Genomic DNA, 21,347 nt, shown 5'->3' with positions numbered 1-21,347 from the left:
AGCGGCTTCAGCCGCGAAGGGCCGGCCCTGCTTACCGAGATTACTCAGCATCCAAATGCATAGGCGTAATCACCCGACCATCTTTCTCCGCCTGCCCCAGCGTCGTATCAATGAAATAAACCCGGTCATCTTCAAGCTTACCCTTGTCGACCAGATAATCCTTGATACTACTGGCCCGCTCCTGCCCCAAGGTGCGCAGCAACGGCGCACTCTCGGCCCACGATTTGATGACCGCATCGCGTAGCTTGCCGGCGCGCTCTTCGTCGCTCAGCTCTTTCCACTCAGCCGGCGGCTGCTGCTTCAGGCGAGTCCGGTAGATACCTTCGAGCATGGCCGGTTTATCACTGTCGTCGACCACTAGCATCGAGGCATTGGCCGGCACCTTGTCACCACGACGCTGCAGGATCTTGTACCAGGTCGCCTGGTATTCACGCTCCAGGCGCTGCTGGGCGATCAGTGGCCCATCGCTGCTCTGGGCGCTGGTGCCTTCGATTTCCAGGCGCAATTCAGGGCGTTTCTTGAGGGCCGAGGCGAGCTTGTCCAGGGCCGACTGCGCATCGCCGCTGAGCTCGCTGGAGCCCGCAGCGAACGAGACGTTGCCCAGATCTTCCGAGCCGCCCCCGGCGATCAGGCCGCCGATGAACTTGAACGGCGCCTGTGCGGCGCGCAGCACCAGGTTGCGCAGGGTTTGCCAGACGATCGGCATGACGCTGAATTGCGGGTTGTTGAGGTCGCCAGTCACCGGCAGCTCGATGGAAATCTTGCCTTCGGTATCCTTGAGCAGCGCCACCGCCAGACGGATCGGCAGGTCGACGGCATCCGGGCTGTCGACCTTTTCACCTAACTGCAGCTGCTCGACCACCAGTTTGTTCTCGGCCTTCAGCTGACCATTGGTGATCAGGTAATGCAGGTCAAGATTGAGGCGGCCCTTGCGGATGCGGTAACCGGCGAACTTGCCGGAGTAGGGCGTCAACGTGGTCAGTTCGACGCGCTTGAAGCTGGTGGCGATATCCAGGCTGGCCATCGGGTTGAACGGGTTGAGCGCGCCTTTGATGGTGACCGGCGCGTAACGGTCGACCTTGCCCTTGATATCCACCTTGGCCGGCGCTGGCTTGCGGTTGTCGATGGTGCCGATCTGGCCGTTGAGCTGCTGCACCGCTGTGGCGAAATTGGGGGTCAGGGTGAGGTCGGCGAAGTTGGCCGAGCCGTCATTGATGCTGATCTGGCCAATGCGGATGCCCAGCGGCTTGCTGCCGGCGGCGCTGGCCGGTTTCGCCTGGCTCGCAGCGGGCGCGTCGGCGGGCTGCGGGATCAGCAGGTCATCGACGTTGGTGGTGCGGTCTTCGTTGATGATGAAACGGGCATAGGGCTGCAGCAGGGTCACCTTGTCGATCGACAAGGCGTCGCCGTGCACGTATGAAAGGCCATCCACATTCACCTGCTGCCATTTGACGAAATCGCGGTCCTTGATGGTGTCCAGGGTGTGCAATTGGTTGACTTGGGCTTTTCCGCCCACGGTGAAGGCCAGTGGCTCGGTGCTCTTCAAGTCGACCTTGAGGTCGCTGGCAAGCATGCCGCTGCGCAGTTCAAGGCGGATAAAAGGGCTGATGTAGGCCTGGGCGACACGCAGGTCGATGTCGCGCGTGCTGACATCGAGCTTGGCGGTGACCGGCGCCAGGTTGACCTCTCCGGCCGCCTGCAGCTTGCCCTGCTTGCCAACGCCGGTGTCGAGCTTGAGCGTGAAAGGCGACTGGTTGAGGCTGTCGAAGCCCTGCATATCCAGGTTCAACGGGCCGACGTCCAGCGCTACTGGCTCTTTCTGGCTACGGTCGGCCAGATGCACCAGATAGTTGCGCAGTTGCACGTCCTTGAGCAGCACTTGCCAGGGTTTGCTTGGCTCCTTGGCGGCCTGTTCTTCGGGGGTAGACTCGGCAGCTGCGGGTTCCTGTATCTCTTTCGGCGTGGCCTTGGCCGGCTGGCTGGCGAACAGCTTCTGCCAATCGAGCTGGCCGTCCTGTTCCAGCGCCGCCCAGGTCTCCAGCTTCTCGCTGCGGATCTTGCCGACGGTGACCAGCTGCTTGGTCAAGTCGATGCTGGTTTCGCTGACATCCAGGCTGGCCAGGCGCGCCAGTTGGCGACCATCCGGCGCCTTGATGGCGAACGGCGCGACGCGTAGCGAGGTGTTGTCCAGCAACAACTCGGTGGCTTTGGACAGGTTCAACTTGTAGTGGGTATCGAGGTTGAACACGCCATCTTCCAGTACCAACGGCACGGCGTCGCGCACATAGGGCCAGAACAACTTCATCTTGCCGTCGGTGACTTTCAGCGTGCCCTCGGAAGCGATGGGCGACAAGCTCAGCGTGCCGCTCCAGTCGATGCGCCCGCCGTTGGGGCCGTTGGCCACCAGCGTCATGTCGGCATTGTCATCCGGCAGGGTGCTGAGGTTCTTCAGCTCCAGGTTCATGTCGTCGTAGAGGAAGACGATCGGTTCGCTCGGGCGCTGGTCCTCGAAGTGCAGGTAGCCGCCATTGAGCTTGATGCTGCCGATGCGCAATGGGAACGGGTCGCTGGGCGGCTCGTCGGGTTTGGCTTCGCTGGGCGGCAGCTTGAACAGCTGGGTGAGGTTGAGCGTGCCGTCCTTGGCGAACAGCACCTCGTTGCGCGGTTTGTCGAGCTCCACGGCGGTCAGGTGCAGCGCCCGGGTCCACAGGCTGTCCAGCGCCAGATTGGCGTACAGCCGCTCGAAGCCGACCTGCTCCTTGCCCGGTTCTCCAATCTGCAGGCCCCACAGGGTCAGTTCGAGGCTGAACGGGTTGAGTTCGATACGCTGCAGGTGCGCCGGCACGCTGGCGTATTGCGCCAGCTGCTGGTTGGCGATGCGCAAGCCGACACCGGGAAGAATGAGGAAGCCAAGCAGGCTGTAGAGGGCCACGAGAGCCAGCAGGGCGCCGAGGGCGCGAGTCAATCCTTTGTACATGTGTCGCTTCGTCTGTCTAAGCCGGAGTCCTTGGAGTATGGCAGGTTAAATCGGTTCCGCCGTTGCGATGATTTGCCTTCACTCGATGCCCATGCGCCGCTTGGCCCGATGTGCCGAACCGTCGCGCATGGCCCAGCGCAACACCGGCGCCGTGCGTTTGAGGCCCATGCGGATCATGCGCTGCTGCAGCGGGCTCTGGTGCAGGCCGAGCATGGCCTGAGCCCAAGCGGGCAACAGGTCGATGCCCGCGTTGAGCATCAGCTTGCCGACTGGTTCGGCGAGGCGGCTCGGGGCAGGGGCTTGGAGCAGGATCTGCACCACCTCCAGGCTGCGTGCATCGCAGTGCAATTGTGGGCGCATGCGTTGCAGGTAGTCCTCGACCTGCTGGCATGAGCGCGGTACGTCACGGGCACCGAGGCGTTCGGCGATCAGGGCGATCTCGTCGTAGTAGGCGTCCTGATCGGCGCGAGGCAGCAGTGGGTCGCGATAGCGCAGGTGGGCTGCCAGGAAACTGCTGACTTCGGCCACGTGCACCCAGGTCAGCAGATCAGGGTCGCTGGCGGCATAAGGGCGGCCGTCCGGCCCAATCCCGGTCACCTGCAGGTGAATGGTGCGGACTTTTTCGATCAGCCACTCGGCGTCGCGGGTCGAACCGAAGGTGGTCCCGGAGATGAACTGGCTGGTGCGCCGCAGGCGGCCAAGCAGGTCCTGGCGGAAGTTGGAATGGTCCCACACGCCCGCCAGCGCCAGCGGGTGCAGCACCTGCAGCATCAGCGCGCTGATACCGCCGACCAGCATGCTGGGGAAGTCGCCATGCACGCGCCAGCTGATACTCTGGGGGCCGAACAGGCCCGGGTCACCTTTGGGAGATTCCAGGTCGAGCTGGCCGAGGGCCAGCCCGGTGAGGCTCATGACCTGGGTTTCGATGCGGCGGCGTAAGGCTTCCATGGCGACCTGCAGTTCAGGGCGACCACGCAGGCCGCCGGCTATTGATTGAGGCGTTTGTCTATCAAGCCCTGCACCACGCTCGGGTCGGCCAGGGTCGAGGTATCGCCCAGGTTGTCGAGCTCGTTGCAGGCGATCTTGCGCAGTATACGCCGCATGATCTTGCCCGAGCGGGTCTTGGGCAGGGCGGGCGCCCACTGGATCAGTTCGGGCTTGGCGAAGCTGCCGATCTCTTTGCTGACCAGTGCCAGCAACTCGGCCTTGAGCGCATCGTCCGGAGTCACGCCGTTCATGGTGGTGACGAAGGCGTAGACTCCCTGGCCCTTGAGGTCATGGGGGTAACCGACCACGGCAGCTTCGGCGACGCTGTCGTGCAGCACCAGCGCGCTTTCCACTTCGGCGGTGCCGATGCGGTGGCCGGAGACGTTGATCACATCATCGATGCGCCCGGTGATCCAATAGTCGCCATCGGCATCGCGGCGGGCGCCGTCGCCGGTGAAGTAGTAGCCTGGCATGGGTTTGAAGTAGGTGTCGACCATGCGTTGGTGGTCGCCGTAGACGCTGCGGATCTGCCCCGGCCAGCTCGCCTTGATCGCCAGCAGGCCGGCACCGGGGCCTTCGATCAGCTTGCCTTTTTCATCCAGCAGCACTGGCTGCACACCGAACATGGGCTGGGTCGCGCAGCCGGGTTTGAGCTTCTGTGTGCCGGGCAGCGGGGTGAGCATGATGCCGCCGGTTTCGGTCTGCCACCAGGTGTCGACGATGGGGCAGCGTTTTTGCCCGACTTCCTCGAAGTACCATTCCCAGGCTTCAGGGTTGATCGGCTCGCCGACGCTGCCGAGCAGGCGCAAGCTTTCGCGCGAGGTGCTCTTTAGCGGCCCCGAGCCCTCGCGCATCAATGCCCGCAGGGCAGTGGGGGCGGTGTAGAAGATGTTCACCTTGTGCTTGTCGACCACTTGCCAGAAGCGCGAGGTGTCCGGGTAGTTGGGCACGCCCTCGAACATCAGCGAAATGGCGCCATTGGCCAGCGGGCCGTAGACGATATAGCTGTGGCCAGTGACCCAGCCGACGTCGGCGGTGCACCAGAACACCTCGCCGTCGCGGTAGTCGAACACCACCTTGAAGGTCATGGCGGCCTGCAGCAGGTAGCCGGCGGTGGTGTGCAGCACGCCTTTGGGTTTGCCGGTGCTGCCGGAGGTGTAGAGGATGAACAGCGGGTCTTCGGCGTCCATCGCTTCGGGCGGGCAATCTTCGCCTGCCTTTTCGGTGACTTCGTGATACCAGAGGTCGCGGCCCTCGTCCCAGACGACATCACCACCGGTGCGGCGCACCACCAAGACACTGCTGACGTTCGGGCAACTGACCAGCGCCTTGTCGACGTTCTGCTTGAGCGGAACGCGCTTGCCGCCGCGTACGCCCTCATCGGCGGTGATCACGGTGCGACAGTCGGCGTCGAGGATGCGGTCGCGCAGGGCATCCGGGGAGAAGCCGCCGAACACCACCGAGTGCACAGCACCGATGCGCGTGCAGGCGAGCATGGCGTAGGCCGCTTCGGGGATCATCGGCATGTAGATGCACACCCGGTCGCCTTTCTTGACGCCGCGTGCCTTCAGGGCGTTGGCCAAACGGCAGACCTGACGGTGCAGCTCGCGATAGGTGATGGCCTTGGAGTCATTGGGGTCGTCGCCTTCCCATAGCAGGGCGGTTTGCTCGCCCCGTTGGGCCAGGTGGCGGTCGATGCAGTTGTAGCTGACGTTGAGCTGGGCGCCGTCGAACCAGCGCGCCGCGCCGGTCTTGAGGTCGCATTGTTGCACGCTGGACCAGGGTTTGATCCAGTCCAGGCGCTTGGCCTGTTCGGCCCAGAAGGTGTCAGGGTCGTCGACCGACTGGCGGTAGAGGCGCTGATAATCGTCGGCTGAGAGGATGGCGGACTGGCTGACTGCCAGAGCCTGAGGATACTGCTTGATATCGAACATGGCGGGTGGTCCTGCTCTTGTGAGGGGCGAGGGACTGCGGCGGCTATTCGATAAGACAGTGTAGCTGGGAGAGGTGTTCAAGCTGTGCCGGCCACTTCGCGGGGCAAGCCCGCTCCCACAAAGTTTTGCATTGTTCACATAACTTGTGGGAGCGGGCTTGTCCCGCGAAGTGGCCGACTAGAGCATTAGGTCACCCGCGGTGACGGCCGCGGAAGTAGTTGATCAGGCCCTGGGTCGAGCCATCTTCGGCGCTGTCTTCGAGGCTACCGACGATACGTTGGTAAACGCCTTTACCCAGCTCCTTGCCCAGCTCCACGCCCCACTGGTCGAAGGCGTTGATGCCCCAGACGACGCTTTGCACGAAGACCTTGTGCTCGTACATCGCCACCAGCGCGCCGAGGCGACGGGGGCTGATGCGCTCGACCACCAGGGTGTTGCTCGGGCGGTTGCCCGGGATCACCTTGTGCGGCGCGAGTTTTTCGATGTCCGCTTCGTTCAGGCCCTTCTGGCGCAGTTCGGCTTCGGCTTCATCGCGGGTTTTACCCAGCATCAGTGCCTGGCTCTGCGACAAGCAGTTGGCGTACAGCCACTGGTGGTGGTCGGCGACCGGGTTGAAGCTCACCACCGGGACGATGAAATCAGCCGGAATCAGCTGGGTGCCCTGGTGCAGCAACTGGTGGTAGGCATGCTGGCCGTTGCAGCCCACGCCACCCCAGATCACCGGGCCGGTATCGGTCTTCACCGGGGTGCCGTCGGTCAGCACGCTCTTGCCGTTGGACTCCATGTCCAGCTGCTGCAGGTGTTTGGTGATGTTGCGCAGATAATGGTCGTACGGCAGGATCGCGTGGCTGCGCGCACCCCAGAAGTTGCCATACCACACGCCCAGCAGCGCCAGCAGCACCGGCATGTTCTTGTCGAACGGCGCGGTCTGGAAATGCTGGTCCATGGTGTAGGCGCCCGACAGCAGCTCCTTGAAGTTGGCGGTACCGATGGCCAGAGCGATCGGCAGGCCGATCGCCGACCACAGCGAATAGCGCCCACCCACCCAGTCCCACATCGGGAAGATGTTCTCTTCGCGGATGCCGAACGCCACGGCGGCGGCCTTGTTGCTGGAAACAGCAATGAAGTGGCGATACAGCTCGGCTTCCGAACCGCCCTGGGCCAGGTACCAGGTACGCGCGGCCATGGCGTTCTTCAGCGTTTCGAGGGTGTTGAACGACTTCGACGAAACGATGAACAGCGTGGTTTCGGCGCGCAGGCTGGCCGACAGTTCGTGGAATTCACTGCCGTCGATGTTCGCCAGGTAATGGCAGCGCACGCCACGTTGGGCGTAGGGCAGCAGGGCTTCGGAGACCAGTTCGGGGCCGAGGAACGATCCGCCGATGCCGATATTGACCACGTCGGTGATCGGCTTTTCGCTGTAACCGCGCCACAGGCCGTCGTGGATGCGCCCGACCAGTTCGGTGATCTGGTTCAGCACCTTGTGCACTTCCGGCATCACGTTGACGCCGTTGACGCTCAGCTTGTCGCCTACCGGGCGGCGCAGGGCGGTGTGCAGCACAGGGCGACCTTCGGAGGCGTTGATGATCTCACCGCTGAACATCGACTGGATCGCATCCTGCAGGCCGACTTGTTCGGCCAGGTTCACCAGCAGGTCACGGGTTTCTTCGTTGATGAGGTTTTTCGAGTAGTCGAGGAACAGGCCGCAGCTGCTCAACGAAAACTGATCGAAGCGCTTGGCGTCGGCGGCGAAAGCTTCGCGCATGCTGAAATCTTGCATGGCGTCGCGGTGTTGCTGAAGTGCCTGCCAGGCAGGCAGGGCCGTAACATCGTGGGGTGTACGGTAATACGCCATTGCGCAGAATTCCTTATTGCGTGGTGGTGCTTGGACAGGGCAGCGATTGCCGGGTTCAGGCTGGCCATCATTATAGGCAATGGTTTGCAGCTGGGAATGGGGCGGGGAATGGATTTTGGGGGCCGCAAGGCAGCCCCCGAGTTGTCATGCCGTCTGTTCTTCCACATGCAGGTAGAGGTTGTCGATCAGGCGGGTGTTACCGAGGTAGGCGGCAACGAGGATCACCAAGTCACGGTCGCCGAACGTTGCGGGGCGCAAACTCACCGCATGGCGAACTTCCAGATAGTCCGGGCGCAGGCCCGCTGCTTTCAGGGCTTGTCTGCCGTCCTCGACCAGGGCCGAGAAGTCGACTCGACCTCGAGCAATCGCTGCGCCAATCTGTTTCAAGGTCTGATAAACCACAGGCGCGGTAGCACGCTGTTCGGCGCTCAGGTACCCGTTGCGCGACGACAGCGCCAAGCCATCTTCAGCGCGCACGGTGGGCTCGCCAATGATCTGGATCGGCATGTTCAGGTCACGCACCATGGCGCGAATCACCGCCAGTTGCTGGTAGTCCTTTTCACCAAACACCGCCAGATCCGGCTGCACCATGTTGAACAGCTTGTTGACCACGGTCGCCACGCCCTCGAAGTGCCCCGGGCGGCTGGCGCCACACAGGCCTTCGGAAAGGTTTGGCACACTGACGCGGGTCTGTACCGCCATGCCGTCCGGGTACATTTCCTCGACAGTGGGTGCGAACAGCAGGTTGCAACCCGCCTCGAGCAGGCGCTCCTGGTCGGCGGCAAGGGTGCGTGGGTATTTGTCGAGGTCTTCGTTGGCGCCGAACTGCAACGGGTTGACGAAGATGCTGGCAACCACGAAGTCGGCCCGCTGGGCCGCTTTGGTTACCAGTGCCGCATGGCCGCTGTGCAGGTTGCCCATGGTCGGCACGAAGCCGATACGCTTGCCTTCGCTGCGCGCTCGGGCGACGGCGGCGCGCAGTTCGCGGACGGTCTTGACGGTGTTCATGCGCTGAATCCGTGTTCAATCGCTGGGAAAGTGACGTCCTTGACTGCCTTGACGTAGGCAACGAGGGCGCTCTGGATATCAGGTTGGCCAGCCATGAAGTTCTTCACGAACTTAGGTACTCGCCCGCTCAATGACAGACCCAGCATGTCATGCAGCACCAGCACTTGGCCGTCGGTAGCACTTCCTGCACCAATACCGATGACCGGGATGCTGACGGCCTGGGTGATTTCGGCCGCCAGTTCGCTGGGCACGCACTCCAGCAGCAGCATGGCCGCGCCGGCTTGCTCCAGGGCAATGGCGTCGGCGCGCATCTGCCGCGCCTGCGCTTCCTGGCGCCCTTGCACCTTATAGCCGCCGAGCACGTTGACGGTCTGCGGGGTCAGGCCCATGTGCGCGCACACCGGCACGCCGCGTTCGGCCAGCAGGCGGATGGTCTCGGCCAGCCAGGCGGCGCCTTCGAGCTTGATCATGTGGGCGCCGGCCTGCATCAGTGTGGCGCAGTTGGCGAAGGCCTGCTCGGGTGTGGCGTGGGCCATGAACGGCAGGTCGGCGAGAATCAGCGCGCCATCGTTGCCGCGCTTGACGCAGGCCGTGTGGTAGGCCATTTCCGCGGTGGTGACGGGCAGGGTGCTGTCATGGCCCTGCAGGACCATGCCCAGCGAATCGCCCACCAGCAACACGTCGACACCGGCCTGGCTGGCGGCCTTGGCGAAGGTCGCGTCGTAGCAGGTCAGCATGGTGATCTTTTCACCCTTGGCCTTGAGGCCGTGAAGGGTGGTCAGGGTTACTTCAGGCATGTAGGAATATCCTCGTTCAGGCGCTGTGAAAAACGACTGCAAACAACGCGTGTAGTCATCTTCCGGAGCGGCACATCATCGCGCGTGATGTTCGGGCACAGGTCCGTCCGGCCTAAATACGGGTGTGCGGCACGGTGCCACACGGGACGCCTATAGTCGTGAGCGAGGGGGGGGAAGTCAATGACCTGTTACCGCATTGTTACTAACAGGGTGTTACTGGCGTTACCTTGAGCCGAAACGCCCGTATTACAGGCGTTCCAGGCCGACGAACGGGCAGGCTGCGAGCAGTTCGGCGAGGGCGCGCCCATCAGCCAGCTGGAAGTCGTCTGCCACTAGCTCAGCCAGGGGATACAGCACGAAAGCGCGGGCATGCATGTGGTAATGCGGTACCTGCAGGCGCGGCACATCGATGACCTGGTCGCCGAACAGCAGGATATCCAGGTCGAGCGTGCGCGGGCCCCAGCGCTCTTTGCGCACGCGGCCCTGGTCATTCTCGATGGCTTGCAGGGCGTCGAGCAGGGCCAGGGGGGCGAGCGATGTGTCCAGCGCGGCGACCGCGTTGGTGTAACGCGGTTGGCCCGGCAACAGGGAATCACTGGTGTACAGCGCCGAAGCCGCCGCTAGGCGCGTGCCGGCGACCTGATCCAGCGCCTCCAGGGCGCTGCTCAGTTGCTCGGCGGGTGCATCCAGATTACTGCCCAGGCCGATATAGGCGCGGGTGGTCACTCGAACGCCTCGTCACCGCTGCGTTTGCGCTTGTTGGGGCTGCGCTTGCGTTTGCGCGGGCCGGCACCGGTCCCTTCATCACGGCTGCCCAGTTCGCGGATCATCTCGCGTCGCTGGCTGTCGTTGGCGTCCTGGTAGTCGGTCCACCACTGGCCGAGGTCGTCGGTCTCTTCGCCGGCGCTCTCGCGCAGCAGCAGGAAGTCGTAGCCAGCACGGAAGCGCGGGTTGTCGAGCAGCATGTCGGCGCGTTTGCCGCTGCGGCGCGGCAGGCGCTCCTGCATGTCCCAGATCTCGCGGATCGGCAGGGTGAAACGCTTGGGAATGGCGATGCGCGCGCACTGTTCGGCGATCAGGTCGTGGGCCGCGCCATTCATGGCCGGGATCGGCGGCACGCCTTGGTTCTGCAGGTGCAGCACGCGGCTTGGCAGGGCTGGCCAGAGCAGGGCGGCGAAGAGGAAGGCCGGGGTCACCGGCTTGCCCTGCTTGACGCGCAGGTCGGTGTTGCTCAGCGCCTGGCTGATCAGGGTGTGGGTGTAGGTCGGGCGCTCTTCCAGGGCATGCGCACTGGCGGGGAACAGCGGCTCGAACAGCTCCAGGTCGACCAGCATCTCGAAGGCGATGGCGCCCTGGCCGCTGAGGAACAGCTTGAGGCATTCCTCGAACAGGCGCGCTGGCGGGATTTCGCGCAGCAGCGGGGCCAGGCCACGGATCGGCTGGAAGGTGTGCTTCTCGATGCCGAAGTCGAGCTTGGCGGCAAAACGCACCGCACGCAGCATGCGCACAGGGTCTTCCTGGTAGCGATGGGTCGGGTCACCGATCAGGCGCAGCAGGCGGTTGCGGATGTCGTGTACGCCATTGGCGTAATCGAGGATGCGCTCGCTGACCGGGTCGTAGTACAGCGCATTGATGGTGAAGTCGCGGCGTTGCGCGTCTTCTTCCAGGGTGCCGTATACGTTGTCGCGCAGGATGCGGCCACTGGCATTGTGCGACGAACGGTGGCTGTCGCCCTGATCGTCGTCGGAGTGAGGGGCGCGGAAGGTCGCGACTTCGATGATCTCACGGCCGAAATGCACGTGGACCAGCTTGAAACGGCGGCCGATGATGCGCGCATTGCGAAACTCCGCTCGCACCTGTTCGGGCGTGGCGCTGGTGGCCACGTCGAAGTCCTTGGGCGTGATGCCCAGCATCAGGTCGCGGACACAGCCGCCGACCAGGTAGGCCTGATAGCCCGCGCTTTGCAGGCGCTCGACAATGTTCACCGCATGGCGGCTGAATTGGTGGCGCTGCAGCGAATGTTGGCTCTTGTTGATCACCTCAGGCGTGGTGCGCTTGTGGTGCTGGCCCGCTACGGGGGGGCGGAAAGACTGGAACAGCTTCTTCAGCATGGGATGCACTGTGTGAAGGAATGTTCGGCCAAGAATAGGAGAATGGCCGCATGATGGGCGGGGATTCTAGCATTTACTCGGGGAATGGTGTAGGCGGTAGCAGGATCGCCTGCTGGAAGGGAGAAACGACAAGGGGAGCCTAAGCTCCCCAAGAAGTCGTTGCGTGCTCTTATTGTTTTTTTGCCGGGCTTCTTGTTTTTGTTGAGTGCCCTGCCCACAAATCTCGAAGCTTGTGGACGACCCCCAATCCAGGGGTAAAGAGCAAACGGATTGCTTTGGCCGCTGATGTCACGCTGACCTTTCGGTCCAACCAGTTCAGGCGCTGCTTTTTAGTGCAGTTTTTGTTGTTCTCTGCCTGGTCGTGGGGCAAGCCCCAAACACGCATCCTCTCCAAAAGAATCAGTTAGCTGCGCCTCCGCCGTCTTGTTTTTATTGTGCGTGAGCCGTTTCGTCTTGTTCTTATTCTGAGTTGCAGTGCTTGTTATTGTTCTTGTACTAAGCATATAGCAGATGGCGTGCCAACTTTTCGAAACCCAGTAAAACCGGGGGGTTGCGGAGAATCAGTGGTGGCGGCGCGGTCGCAAATGTGGAGATTTCGTTACCGTACGCCTCGGCAACTGTTACGCCTGAGCGGTGTGGGTAACAGATTTTTGCGGGAACTGATGTGTTACCTGGGTGTTCGCCTTGAGGTGTTCAGCGCCTCTGAGATCGAGCGCCGCCCGCGCGGCGCATCGCGAGCAACGCTCGCTCCTACGTTTGTTTCGGGCCAATTTTGTCTAAGGCATTTGCGCGCGAACGCTTTGTCGCATGACGCGATATCGCGTCGTACCAACAAGGCGGCCGCGCGGGTCTGGCACAGACGTTACTGGCCCGAAATAAACGTAGGAGCGAGCGTTGCTCGCGATGCGCCGCGCGGGCGGCGCTCGATCTCAAGGGCAACGACAATGTCGCGGCATACTCAGTTATCGCTGGTAGCGTTGCTCTTGCGCCGTGGAATGCCCAGGCGCTGGCGGCGTTCCCACAGGCACTTGCGGCTGACACCGAGCTTGCGCGCCAGCTCGGTCTCGGTCATGTGGTCCTGATGCTCGAGCACGAAGTGCTGGAAGTAATCCTCCAGCGACAAGTCTTCGGTCGGCTCATGGCTGGCGCTGTTGGCGCTGGCCGCAACCAGGGCGTTGTCGAGCAGGTCATCGTCGTCCAGGTCGCCCAGCTCGATATCGATGCCCAGCAGGTCGGCGGAAATTTCCGCGCTCTCGCTGAGAATCACCGCACGCTCTACAGCGTTCTCCAATTCCCGCACGTTGCCTGGCCAGCTGTAGTGACGGATGGCCTGCTCCGCTTCGGTCGAGAAGTGCAGATCGTCACGGCCAATGCGCGCGCTCTGGCGGGCAAGGAAGGCGCTGGCGATCTCGTTGACGTCGCTGCCACGTTCACGCAAGGCAGGCAACTTCAGGGCGATCACGTGCAGGCGGTAATAAAGGTCTTCGCGGAATTGCCCGGCCTTGGCCAGGTTCTTCAGGTCTCGGTGAGTCGCGGCGATCAGGCGCACATCGACCTTTTGCGACTGCACCGAACCGACCCGGCGAATTTCGCCTTCCTGCAGCACCCGCAGCAGCCGGGCCTGGGCTTCGAGCGGCAGCTCGCCGATTTCGTCGAGGAACAGCGTGCCGCCGTCCGCAGCCTCTACCAAGCCGGCACGGCCTGCGCTGGCACCGGTGAACGCGCCTTTTTCGTGGCCGAACAGTTCCGATTCGATCAGGGTTTCGGGAATGGCCGCGCAGTTCACCGAGATCATCGGCGCTTTGGCGCGCCGTGACAGGTTGTGCAGGGCGCGGGCGACCAGCTCTTTGCCGGTGCCCGATTCGCCTTGGATCAGCACATTGGAATCAGTAGGCGCGACCTTGCGGATCTTGCTGTACATATCCTGCATCGGCGGGCACGAACCAATGATGCCGATTTCGCCGTTGGCCGACGCCGGGCTGGCTTTCTCGGCCGGCGCCGCCTTGCCATTGCCGCGAGGCTCGGCAACGGGCGCCGGCGCTGGCATGTTTTGCCGGTCGCGCAGGATCCGTGCCACGGCCTGGAGCATCTCGTCGTGGTCGAACGGCTTGGCGATGTAGTCCACCGCGCCCATTTTCATCGAGTCGACCGCCGAGCGCAGGCTGGCGTAACTGGTCATGATCAGCACCGGCGTGCCCTGGCCGAGCTTGATCAGCTCGGTGCCAGGCGCGCCGGGCAGGCGCAGGTCGCTGACGATCAGGTCGAAGGTGGCAATGCTGAAGCGTTCCTGGGCTTCCTGGACCGAGCCGGCTTCGCTGACTTGGTACTGGTTCCGCTCGAGCAGGCGACGCAAGGCCGAGCGGATGATGGTTTCGTCTTCGACGATCAGAATATGCGGCATTGATTCAATTCTCTCGACGGTCTCGAATTTCAGGGGACGTCGCTACGACATGCCGGGGCAGGGTCACGCGGATCCGTGTGCCACGTTGCCGTTCGATGTCGGCCGGGCTGTCGATGGTGATTTGCCCATAATGCTCTTCCACGATGGAATAGACCAGAGCGAGCCCCAGTCCGGTTCCTTCGCCCGGGTCCTTGGTGGTGAAGAAAGGTTCGAACAGGCGGTCCATGATGTTTTTCGGTATGCCGCTGCCCTCGTCTTCGACGATCAGGTCGACGGTGTGATCGTTCGCCTCGCTGCGCACACGCACGGCGCTGCCTGGCGGTGAGGCATCGCGGGCATTGGAGAGCAGGTTGATCAGCACCTGGGCCAGGCGCTGTGGGTCACCTTCGGCCCAGTGGTCCGGGTCGCAGAGGTTGTAGAACTGTACTTCGAAATTGCGCCGGTTCAACGCCAGCAGACCGATGGCATCCTGCGCCACTTCGGCCAGGCACACCGGCTCTTCGCTGTTCTGGTGGCTGCCGCCGGCGTGGGCGAAGCTCATCAGTGACTGGACGATGCGCGATACCCGTTTGGTCTGTTCGAGAATCTGGCTCGACAGCTCGGTTATCTCGCCATCGCCTTCACGTTCTTCGCGCAGGTTCTGCGCCAGGCAGGCGATGCCGGTGATCGGGTTGCCGATCTCGTGGGCCACGCCAGCGGCCAGGCGGCCAATGCTGGCCAGGCGCTCGGAGTGCACCAGCTTGTCTTCCAGGGCCTGGGTTTCGGTGAGGTCTTCGACCAGCAGCACCAGGCCACTGTTGCCAGGTGCCAACGGTTCGTCGATGGCCGCCTTGTGCAGGTTGAGCCAGCGCGGTTGGCCATCCAGCGCCAGGCGCTGCTTGTGCAAGTGTTCATCGGGCACGTCGATGAAGCCCTGCAGCAGGCCGCGCCAAGGCTCGCCGATGGTCACCAGGCGGGAGCCGACCACGTGCTTGGCGGCGATCCCGGTCAGTTCTTCCATGGCCTTGTTCCACATCAGGATTTCCTGATCCTTGGCCAGCGAGCAGACGCCCATGGGCAGTTCCTGCAGGGTCTGGCGATGGTAGCGGCGCAGGGCATCGAGCTCGGCGGCGAGGCCGGTGAGGCGCGAGTGGTAGTCTTCCAGGCGGCTTTCGATGAAGTGGATGTCTTCGGTGACGTAGTTTTCGTTGCCGGATTTGTACGGCAGGAACGTCTCGACCATGTCCTGGGCCACGCTCGGCCCCATCAGGCCCGAGAGGTTGGCCTCGATGCGGTCGCGCAGGCGGCGCAAGGCATACGGGCGACGTTCGTCGAACGGCAGGTACAGATCACGCAGCGCTTGTTCCACTTCCTTCTGCGCCGCCTTGGCGCCCAGTGGCTTGGCCAGTTGCGTGGCGAATTCCTGCGGCGAGGCGGCATGCAGTTCGCGGCGCTGCGGGCGGCGCACGTTGTCCACCGCGCAGGCCTCGGCGGCGCTGACTTCTTCGCTGCTGGCGTTGGTGAACAGCGAAATCAGCGTGAACAGCAGGACGTTGGCTGCCAGCGAGGCGATCGCTGCCATGTGCCAGCTGGTGTCGTCGAGCACATAGATCATGTCCAGCAGTGGGATGTAGAAGCCCTGCAGGTTGCCCAGCAGCGGCAGCAGCATGGTCACCATCCACACCAGCGTGCCGGCCAGCAGGCCGGCGATGAAGCCGCGTCGGTTGGCGGTCGGCCAGTACAGTACCGACAGCACGCCGGGCAGGAACTGCAAGGTGGCGACGAAGGCGACGATGCCCAGGTTGGCCAGGCTCTGGTGGTTGTTCTGGGTCAGGTAGAACATGAAACCGGCAGTGATGATCGCGACGATCAGCGCCCGGCGGGTCCACTTCAACCAGCGGTAGATGTTGCCCTCGGCCGGCGGCTGGTACAGCGGCAGCACCAGGTGGTTGAGGGCCATGCCCGACAGCGCCAGGGTGGTGACGATGATCAGCCCGCTGGCGGACGCCAGGCCACCGACGTAGGCCAGCAGCGCCAGCGCTTTGTTGTCGGCAGCGATGCCAAGGCCCAGGGTGAAGTACTCGGGGTTGGTGCTGGCGCCCAGGCGCAGCCCGGCCCACAGCACCAGCGGCACGGCCAGGCTCATCAGCAGCAGGAACAGCGGCAGGCCCCAGCTGGCGCTGACCAGTGAGCGCGGGTTGAGGTTTTCGGTGAAGGCCATGTGGTACATGTGCGGCATGACGATGGCCGAGGCGAAGAACACCAGCAGCAGGGTGCGCCATGGGCCTTCCTGCAGCGGGGTGTGCAATGCCGCCAGGGCGGTCTGGTTCTGCAGCAGCCACACTTCCAGCTCATGCGGGCCGCCGAATACGCCATACAAGGCATAAAGCCCGACGCCTCCGAGGGCCAGCAGCTTGATCACCGACTCGAAGGCGATGGCGAACACCAGGCCTTCATGCTTCTCGCGGGTGGCGATATGGCGTGAGCCGAAAAAGATGGTGAACAGGATGATCAGTGCGCAGAAGGCGAACGCCACCCGGGCCTTGACCGGCTCGCCGGTGAGAATGCTGATCGAGTCGGCCACCGCTTGAATCTGCAGGGCCAGCAGGGGCAGCACGCCGATCAGCATGATGATGGTGGTCAGCGCGCCGGCCCAGGTGCTGCGAAAGCGGAAGGCAAGCAGGTCGGCCAGCGACGACAGCTGGTAGGTACGGGTGATCTTGAGGATCGGGTAGAGCAGCACCGGCGCCAGCAGAAAGGCACCGGACACCCCCAGGTAACAGGCAAGGAAGCCGTAGCCGTATTGATAGGCCAGGCCCACCGAGCCATAGAAGGCCCAGGCGCTGGCATAGACGCCGAGCGACAGGGTGTAGGTCAGCGGGTGGCGAATGATCGAACGTGGGATCAGCCCACGCTCGCTGATCCAGGCCACACCGAACAGCACCATCAGGTACCCGGCGCTGATCAGGATCATCTGGGTCAGGCTAAAGCTCATCGGCATCTCGTTGGCTCTGCAGGATGAAGGTGACGACGATCAGGATCAGCCAGAGCAGGTAAGGGCGGTACCAGGCTCCGGTCGGTTCGATCCACCAGTCCATGATGGCCGGGGAGAACAGGTAGATCCCCACGACCAGAAGCAGGACCAAACGATAGATGTACATGCTGGCCTCGATGGTTGGGCGCTGCGGGCTTGGACTTATTATTGGCGCAAATGACTGGGGCGATGCTAGCGGGAATCGGTGGGGTTAGCCAAGGGTTTGAAAATATTGGGCTTTTGATTTTGAGAGGAGTGTTGCCTGTGCTGGCCTCATCGCGGCTGAAGCCGCTCCTACCGGTACCGCAGTGGGAGCGGCTTCAGCCGCGAAGGTTTCAGCGAAGATCAGCCTCTGGCACCGTCGTGCGCTGCGCAATCGCCTCAGGCCGCCACTGCTGCCGCGCTACCGCGAGGACTTCAGCGGGTGTGGCAGCCATCAACGCCGGGTCGGCTTCCTGGCCCAACGCCCGCAAGGCGCGCAACAGCAGGGGCGTTGCCTGATCCGCTGCAAGCGGCGGCGAACGGTATGACTTGCCCAGCTTGTGCCCATCGGGCTGAACGATCAGGGGTATGTGCAGGTACCGCGGCTGGGAGAAGCCCAGCAGCTCCTGCAGGTACAACTGGCGTGGCGTGTTGTCGAGCAGGTCGGCGCCGCGCACGATGTCGGTTACACCCTGCCAGGCGTCGTCCAGAACCACCGCCAATTGGTAGGCATAAAGCCCGTCACGGCGCTGAATCACGAAATCGCCCACTTCGCGGCCCAGGTGCTGTTCGAATGTACCTTGAACTCGATCATTGAAGCGGTAGATCAGTTCCGGCACTCGCAGGCGGATAGCCGCGCCTTCACGGGCGTGCCCGGCGTTTCGGCAAAAGCCCGGATAGATGCCGTTGTAGCCTTCCAGCTGTTTGCGCGAACAGGTGCAGGCGTAGGCCAGGCCCATGCTGAACAGGCGGTCTACCACCGCGGCGTAGGCGTCGTGGCGCTGGCTTTGAAACACCACCTCGCCATCCCATTCCAGCCCGTAGCGCTCCAGGGTCTGCAGGATCGCATCGCGCGCACCGGGCATTTCCCGGGGCGGGTCGGTGTCTTCCATGCGCAGCAGCCAGCGGCCATCGACCGCGCGAGCATCGAGCCAGGAGGCGAGGGCGGCGACCAGCGAGCCGAAGTGCAGAAAACCGCTGGGGGTAGGGGCGAAGCGTCCGATGTAGCGCGAGTCGTTCATGGCTGTGGGTACGTCTGAAAATGAAACGGGGCGCCTGATGCGCCCCGTTCGGATAGGAAGAAGACTCAGCCTTTGCCGACGGTCTTTTCCTTTTTCTCCGCGATTTCCTTGCAGTCGAAGCACAGGTCCGCAGTCGGACGCGCCTCAAGGCGACGCAGGCCGATTTCGATGCCACAGGAGTCGCACCAGCCGTACTCTTCGTCCTGGATCTTCTGCAGGGTCTTGTCGATCTTCTTGATCAGCTTGCGCTCGCGATCGCGGTTGCGCAGTTCCAGGGCGAATTCCTCTTCCTGGCTGGCACGGTCGGCCGGGTCGGGGAAGTTGGCCGCTTCGTCCTTCATATGCGTCACGGTCTGATCCACGCTCGTCATCAGCTCAAGCTTCCAGGCGCCCAGAAGTTTGGTGAAATGCTTGCGCATGGGCTCACCCATGTACTCTTCGCCCTTGGTCTCTTTATAGGGCTCTACACCGTACATGGTCTGGTTGGTTTTTTGCTTTTCTACGGTGGACATGAATAGACCGCCTCTCACTCATCTGATCCAATGCGCAGGATGCTCCATCTCCGGCGACCGCCGGCCCTGCGACTGCGAGCCGCCGAACTTACCAGATAGATCGGGGGTGCGCTAGCCCGTCCAATCCTCCGTATTGACAGCGGCCCGGGCCACACGTTCGGTCGGCTGCAGCGGTAGAATCACCAGTTTAGACCCAATTGAGAGAAGGCCCATGGCTCAGTCCTACAGTGCGCGCAGCCGCGCCATCGAACCCTTCCACGTCATGGCGTTGCTGGCGCGGGCCAACGAGCTGCAGGCGGCCGGGCACGATGTGATCCACCTTGAAATCGGTGAGCCGGACTTCACCACCGCGGCACCGATCGTCGAGGCTGGCCAGGCCGCGCTGGCTGCCGGGCATACCCGTTACACCGCCGCACGCGGCCTGCCGGCGCTGCGCCAGGCGATCGCGGGCTTCTACGACCAGCGATACGGCGTGGCGGTCGACCCTGAACGCATCCTGATCACCCCTGGCGGCTCTGGAGCCCTGCTGCTGGCCAGCAGCCTGTTGGTGGACCCGGGCAAGCACTGGCTGCTGGCGGACCCAGGTTACCCGTGCAATCGCCACTTCCTGCGCCTGGTGGAGGGCGGCGCGCAGTTGGTGCCGGTGGGGCCCGAGGTGAATTACCAACTGACCGCCGAGCTCATCGACCGTCACTGGGACCAGGACACCGTCGGTGCGTTGGTCGCCTCGCCGGCCAACCCGACTGGCACGGTGCTCGATCGCGATGAACTGGCCAGCCTGTCCAAAGCCACCCGCGCGCGCAACGGCCACCTGGTGGTCGATGAGATCTACCACGGCCTGACCTACGGCATGGATGCACCCAGTGTCCTGGAAGTGGACGACTCCGCGTTCGTCCTGAATAGTTTTTCCAAGTATTTCGGCATGACTGGCTGGCGCCTGGGCTGGCTGGTCGCCCCGCCTGATGCCGTCGCTGACCTGGAAAAGCTGGCGCAGAACCTCTACATCAGCGCACCAAGCATGGCCCAGCACGCTGCGCTGGCTTGCTTTCAACCCGACACCCTGGCGATTTTCGAAGCGCGCCGCGCCGAGTTCGCACGTCGCCGCGATTACCTGCTGCCCGCATTGCGCGATTTGGGCTTCCGCATAGCGGTGGAACCTCAGGGCGCGTTCTATCTTTATGCAGACATCAGTACCTTTGGCGGTGATGCCTTCGCCTTCTGCCGGCACTTCCTGGAAACCGAGCACCTGGCATTCACGCCGGGCCTGGACTTCGGCCGCCACCTGGCCGGCCATCATGTACGTTTTGCTTACACCCAGAGCCTGCCGCGCCTGGAGGAGGCGGTCCAACGCATTGCCCGTGGCCTGCGGACCTGGCAGGGGTAGTCGATGTTCTTTCCTTTACTCGAACAGGGGCGCCTGCTGCGCCGCTACAAACGCTTCCTGGCAGATATCGAACTGGCCAACGGCGAGCAACTGACCATCCACTGCCCCAACACGGGCTCCATGCTCAACTGCATGCGCGAGGGCGGGCAGGTCTGGTTCAGCCGCTCCAACGACCCGAAACGCAAACTGCCGGGCACCTGGGAAATCAGTGAGACGCCGCAGGGGCGGCTGGCGTGTATCAATACAGGCCGGGCCAATGCGCTGATCGAAGAGGCGCTGCGCGCCGGGGTGATTGGTGAACTGGCAGGCTTCACTGCACTCAAGCGCGAGGTGGCCTACGGCGAAGAGGGCAGTCGTGTGGACTTCCGCCTGGAATTCGCCGACAGGCCTGCCTATGTCGAGGTCAAGAGCGTCACGTTGGGTTACCCGGGTACGGCCGTGGCGGCTTTCCCGGACGCGGTAACCCAGCGCGGTGCGAAACACCTGCGCGAGCTGGCAGCCTTGGCTCGGCAAGGTATTCGTGCGGTGCAGCTGTACTGCGTGAACTTGACCGGTATCGAAGCCGTGCGCCCGGCAGAAGAAATCGACGTGGCTTATGCCAATGCCCTGCGTGCTGCGGTGGCGGATGGGGTGGAAGTGCTTGCCTACGGGACGCGCCTGGATGCCGAGCAGATCGTCGTCGACCGCCCGTTACCGGTACTGCTCAATCCTTGAGCCAGATGCCCTGGCTGTCTTCCAGGCAGGCCAGGGCCTGCAACATGTCTCCTTCGCAGGGGCCGGCCACGCATTCGCCGCTTTCGATGAGGAACAGGGCGCCGTGATGGGCACAGTGGATCAGGCTGGCGCTGTCGTCGAGAAACGCGTCCGCCTGCCAGTTCAACGGGATGCCCCGGTGCGGACAGCGGTTGCGGTACAGGTGCACCACGCCGTGGCGACGTACGCCGAACAATTCGAGGCCGGCTACGCTGAAGGCGCGGCTGTGGCCCTCGGCCAGTGCTGCGGAAGTACAAAGGAAGTGCATTGCAGGGACGACTCGTGAAACAAAGTGATGGCTTGACGCTTCAATGCGAATAATTATCAAATTGCCCGCATTCGCTGCGCCGGCCTTCTATGGTGCGCAGTTCCGCCGTTCGCCACAAGGCGTA

16 protein-coding genes are annotated in these 21,347 nt (G+C 63.2%); 2 read left to right on the top strand and 14 right to left on the bottom strand.

Translation table 11 applies throughout. The annotated features are described in order from the left end of the window. Nucleotides 1–40 precede the first annotated feature (40 nt). The 13 genes from ACIPZF_RS10180 to dksA all read right to left on the bottom strand — a co-directional run bounded on the left by ACIPZF_RS10180 (nucleotide 41) and on the right by dksA (nucleotide 18,818). Nucleotides 41–2,977, bottom strand: a complete 2,937-nt coding sequence (locus ACIPZF_RS10180) for a DUF748 domain-containing protein (protein ID WP_400798465.1) — start codon at nucleotides 2,975–2,977, stop codon at nucleotides 41–43. 78 nt (nucleotides 2,978–3,055) lie between these two features. Continuing rightward, nucleotides 3,056–3,925, bottom strand: a complete 870-nt coding sequence (locus tag ACIPZF_RS10175) for an oxygenase MpaB family protein (protein ID WP_400798462.1) — start codon at nucleotides 3,923–3,925, stop codon at nucleotides 3,056–3,058. Between the two features lie 38 nt (nucleotides 3,926–3,963). Continuing rightward, on the bottom strand, nucleotides 3,964–5,898 hold the full coding sequence (acs, locus tag ACIPZF_RS10170) for an acetate--CoA ligase (protein WP_400798459.1): 1,935 nt from the start codon (nucleotides 5,896–5,898) through the stop codon (nucleotides 3,964–3,966). Between the two features lie 190 nt (nucleotides 5,899–6,088). Beyond that, nucleotides 6,089–7,753, bottom strand: a complete 1,665-nt coding sequence (gene pgi / locus ACIPZF_RS10165; RefSeq protein WP_400798456.1) for a glucose-6-phosphate isomerase — start codon at nucleotides 7,751–7,753, stop codon at nucleotides 6,089–6,091. A 144-nt stretch (nucleotides 7,754–7,897) separates the two neighbouring features. Next, nucleotides 7,898–8,761, bottom strand: a complete 864-nt coding sequence (gene panC / locus ACIPZF_RS10160; protein WP_400798454.1) for a pantoate--beta-alanine ligase — start codon at nucleotides 8,759–8,761, stop codon at nucleotides 7,898–7,900. Further along, entirely contained in the window at nucleotides 8,758–9,558 is an 801-nt protein-coding gene (gene panB / locus ACIPZF_RS10155) for a 3-methyl-2-oxobutanoate hydroxymethyltransferase (RefSeq protein ID WP_400798451.1), read from the bottom strand. Before panB ends, panC begins: the two co-directional genes overlap by 4 nt. A 246-nt stretch (nucleotides 9,559–9,804) precedes the next feature. After that, nucleotides 9,805–10,284 (bottom strand): 2-amino-4-hydroxy-6-hydroxymethyldihydropteridine diphosphokinase, encoded by a 480-nt coding sequence (gene folK, locus ACIPZF_RS10150; RefSeq protein ID WP_400798448.1) that lies wholly within the window; start codon nucleotides 10,282–10,284, stop codon nucleotides 9,805–9,807. After that, nucleotides 10,281–11,669, bottom strand: a complete 1,389-nt coding sequence (locus ACIPZF_RS10145; protein WP_400798445.1) for a polynucleotide adenylyltransferase PcnB — start codon at nucleotides 11,667–11,669, stop codon at nucleotides 10,281–10,283. The genes folK and ACIPZF_RS10145 overlap by 4 nt, the downstream gene beginning before the upstream one ends. Before the next feature lie 958 nt (nucleotides 11,670–12,627). Next, on the bottom strand, nucleotides 12,628–14,070 hold the full coding sequence (locus ACIPZF_RS10140) for a sigma-54-dependent transcriptional regulator (RefSeq protein WP_400798442.1): 1,443 nt from the start codon (nucleotides 14,068–14,070) through the stop codon (nucleotides 12,628–12,630). Between the two features lie 4 nt (nucleotides 14,071–14,074). Continuing rightward, the gene (locus tag ACIPZF_RS10135; RefSeq protein WP_400798440.1) at nucleotides 14,075–17,050 is read right to left on the bottom strand and encodes a sensor histidine kinase; all 2,976 of its coding nucleotides are present in this window, start codon (nucleotides 17,048–17,050) and stop codon (nucleotides 14,075–14,077) included. Then, on the bottom strand, nucleotides 17,034–17,210 hold the full coding sequence (locus ACIPZF_RS10130) for a hypothetical protein (protein ID WP_003250005.1): 177 nt from the start codon (nucleotides 17,208–17,210) through the stop codon (nucleotides 17,034–17,036). The genes ACIPZF_RS10135 and ACIPZF_RS10130 overlap by 17 nt, the downstream gene beginning before the upstream one ends. 208 nt (nucleotides 17,211–17,418) lie before the next feature. Next, nucleotides 17,419–18,306, bottom strand: coding sequence for a tRNA glutamyl-Q(34) synthetase GluQRS (gene gluQRS / locus ACIPZF_RS10125; protein WP_400798437.1), 888 nt, complete (start codon nucleotides 18,304–18,306; stop codon nucleotides 17,419–17,421). 65 nt (nucleotides 18,307–18,371) lie between these two features. Further along, a complete protein-coding gene (dksA, locus tag ACIPZF_RS10120; RefSeq protein ID WP_054892595.1) occupies nucleotides 18,372–18,818 on the bottom strand; it encodes an RNA polymerase-binding protein DksA in 447 nt (148 codons plus the stop codon). A 211-nt stretch (nucleotides 18,819–19,029) separates the two neighbouring features. Here dksA and ACIPZF_RS10115 point away from each other — a divergent pair, with 211 nt between their 5' ends. Continuing rightward, complete coding sequence (locus ACIPZF_RS10115) at nucleotides 19,030–20,202, top strand: pyridoxal phosphate-dependent aminotransferase (RefSeq protein ID WP_400798434.1); 1,173 nt, start codon at nucleotides 19,030–19,032, stop codon at nucleotides 20,200–20,202. 3 nt (nucleotides 20,203–20,205) lie between these two features. Next, entirely contained in the window at nucleotides 20,206–20,916 is a 711-nt protein-coding gene (sfsA, locus tag ACIPZF_RS10110; protein WP_400798431.1) for a DNA/RNA nuclease SfsA, read from the top strand. On the opposite strand, the gene ACIPZF_RS10105 is transcribed toward sfsA, so the two are convergent. Continuing rightward, on the bottom strand, nucleotides 20,906–21,223 hold the full coding sequence (locus ACIPZF_RS10105; protein ID WP_400798428.1) for a Rieske (2Fe-2S) protein: 318 nt from the start codon (nucleotides 21,221–21,223) through the stop codon (nucleotides 20,906–20,908). The genes sfsA and ACIPZF_RS10105 overlap by 11 nt on opposite strands. Nucleotides 21,224–21,347: the final 124 nt, after the last annotated feature.

The sequence above is a fragment of the Pseudomonas sp. NPDC089752 genome, from assembly GCF_044748725.1.
Taxonomy (GTDB): Bacteria; Pseudomonadota; Gammaproteobacteria; order Pseudomonadales; family Pseudomonadaceae; genus Aquipseudomonas.
This window is presented reverse-complemented; position numbering and strand designations above follow the sequence as displayed.

Coding starts and splice junctions, on each gene's coding strand:
- pgi (WP_400798456.1), bottom strand. CDS start 7,753: ATGGCGTATTACCGTACACCCCACGATGTTACGGCCCTGCCTGCCTGG.
- ACIPZF_RS10175 (WP_400798462.1), bottom strand. CDS start 3,925: ATGGAAGCCTTACGCCGCCGCATCGAAACCCAGGTCATGAGCCTCACC.
- ACIPZF_RS10180 (WP_400798465.1), bottom strand. CDS start 2,977: ATGTACAAAGGATTGACTCGCGCCCTCGGCGCCCTGCTGGCTCTCGTG.
- dksA (WP_054892595.1), bottom strand. CDS start 18,818: ATGTCCACCGTAGAAAAGCAAAAAACCAACCAGACCATGTACGGTGTA.
- sfsA (WP_400798431.1), top strand. CDS start 20,206: ATGTTCTTTCCTTTACTCGAACAGGGGCGCCTGCTGCGCCGCTACAAA.
- panC (WP_400798454.1), bottom strand. CDS start 8,761: ATGAACACCGTCAAGACCGTCCGCGAACTGCGCGCCGCCGTCGCCCGA.
- ACIPZF_RS10145 (WP_400798445.1), bottom strand. CDS start 11,669: ATGCTGAAGAAGCTGTTCCAGTCTTTCCGCCCCCCCGTAGCGGGCCAG.
- ACIPZF_RS10115 (WP_400798434.1), top strand. CDS start 19,030: ATGGCTCAGTCCTACAGTGCGCGCAGCCGCGCCATCGAACCCTTCCAC.
- ACIPZF_RS10140 (WP_400798442.1), bottom strand. CDS start 14,070: ATGCCGCATATTCTGATCGTCGAAGACGAAACCATCATCCGCTCGGCC.
- ACIPZF_RS10130 (WP_003250005.1), bottom strand. CDS start 17,210: ATGTACATCTATCGTTTGGTCCTGCTTCTGGTCGTGGGGATCTACCTG.
- ACIPZF_RS10135 (WP_400798440.1), bottom strand. CDS start 17,050: ATGCCGATGAGCTTTAGCCTGACCCAGATGATCCTGATCAGCGCCGGG.
- panB (WP_400798451.1), bottom strand. CDS start 9,558: ATGCCTGAAGTAACCCTGACCACCCTTCACGGCCTCAAGGCCAAGGGT.
- gluQRS (WP_400798437.1), bottom strand. CDS start 18,306: ATGAACGACTCGCGCTACATCGGACGCTTCGCCCCTACCCCCAGCGGT.
- ACIPZF_RS10105 (WP_400798428.1), bottom strand. CDS start 21,223: ATGCACTTCCTTTGTACTTCCGCAGCACTGGCCGAGGGCCACAGCCGC.
- acs (WP_400798459.1), bottom strand. CDS start 5,898: ATGTTCGATATCAAGCAGTATCCTCAGGCTCTGGCAGTCAGCCAGTCC.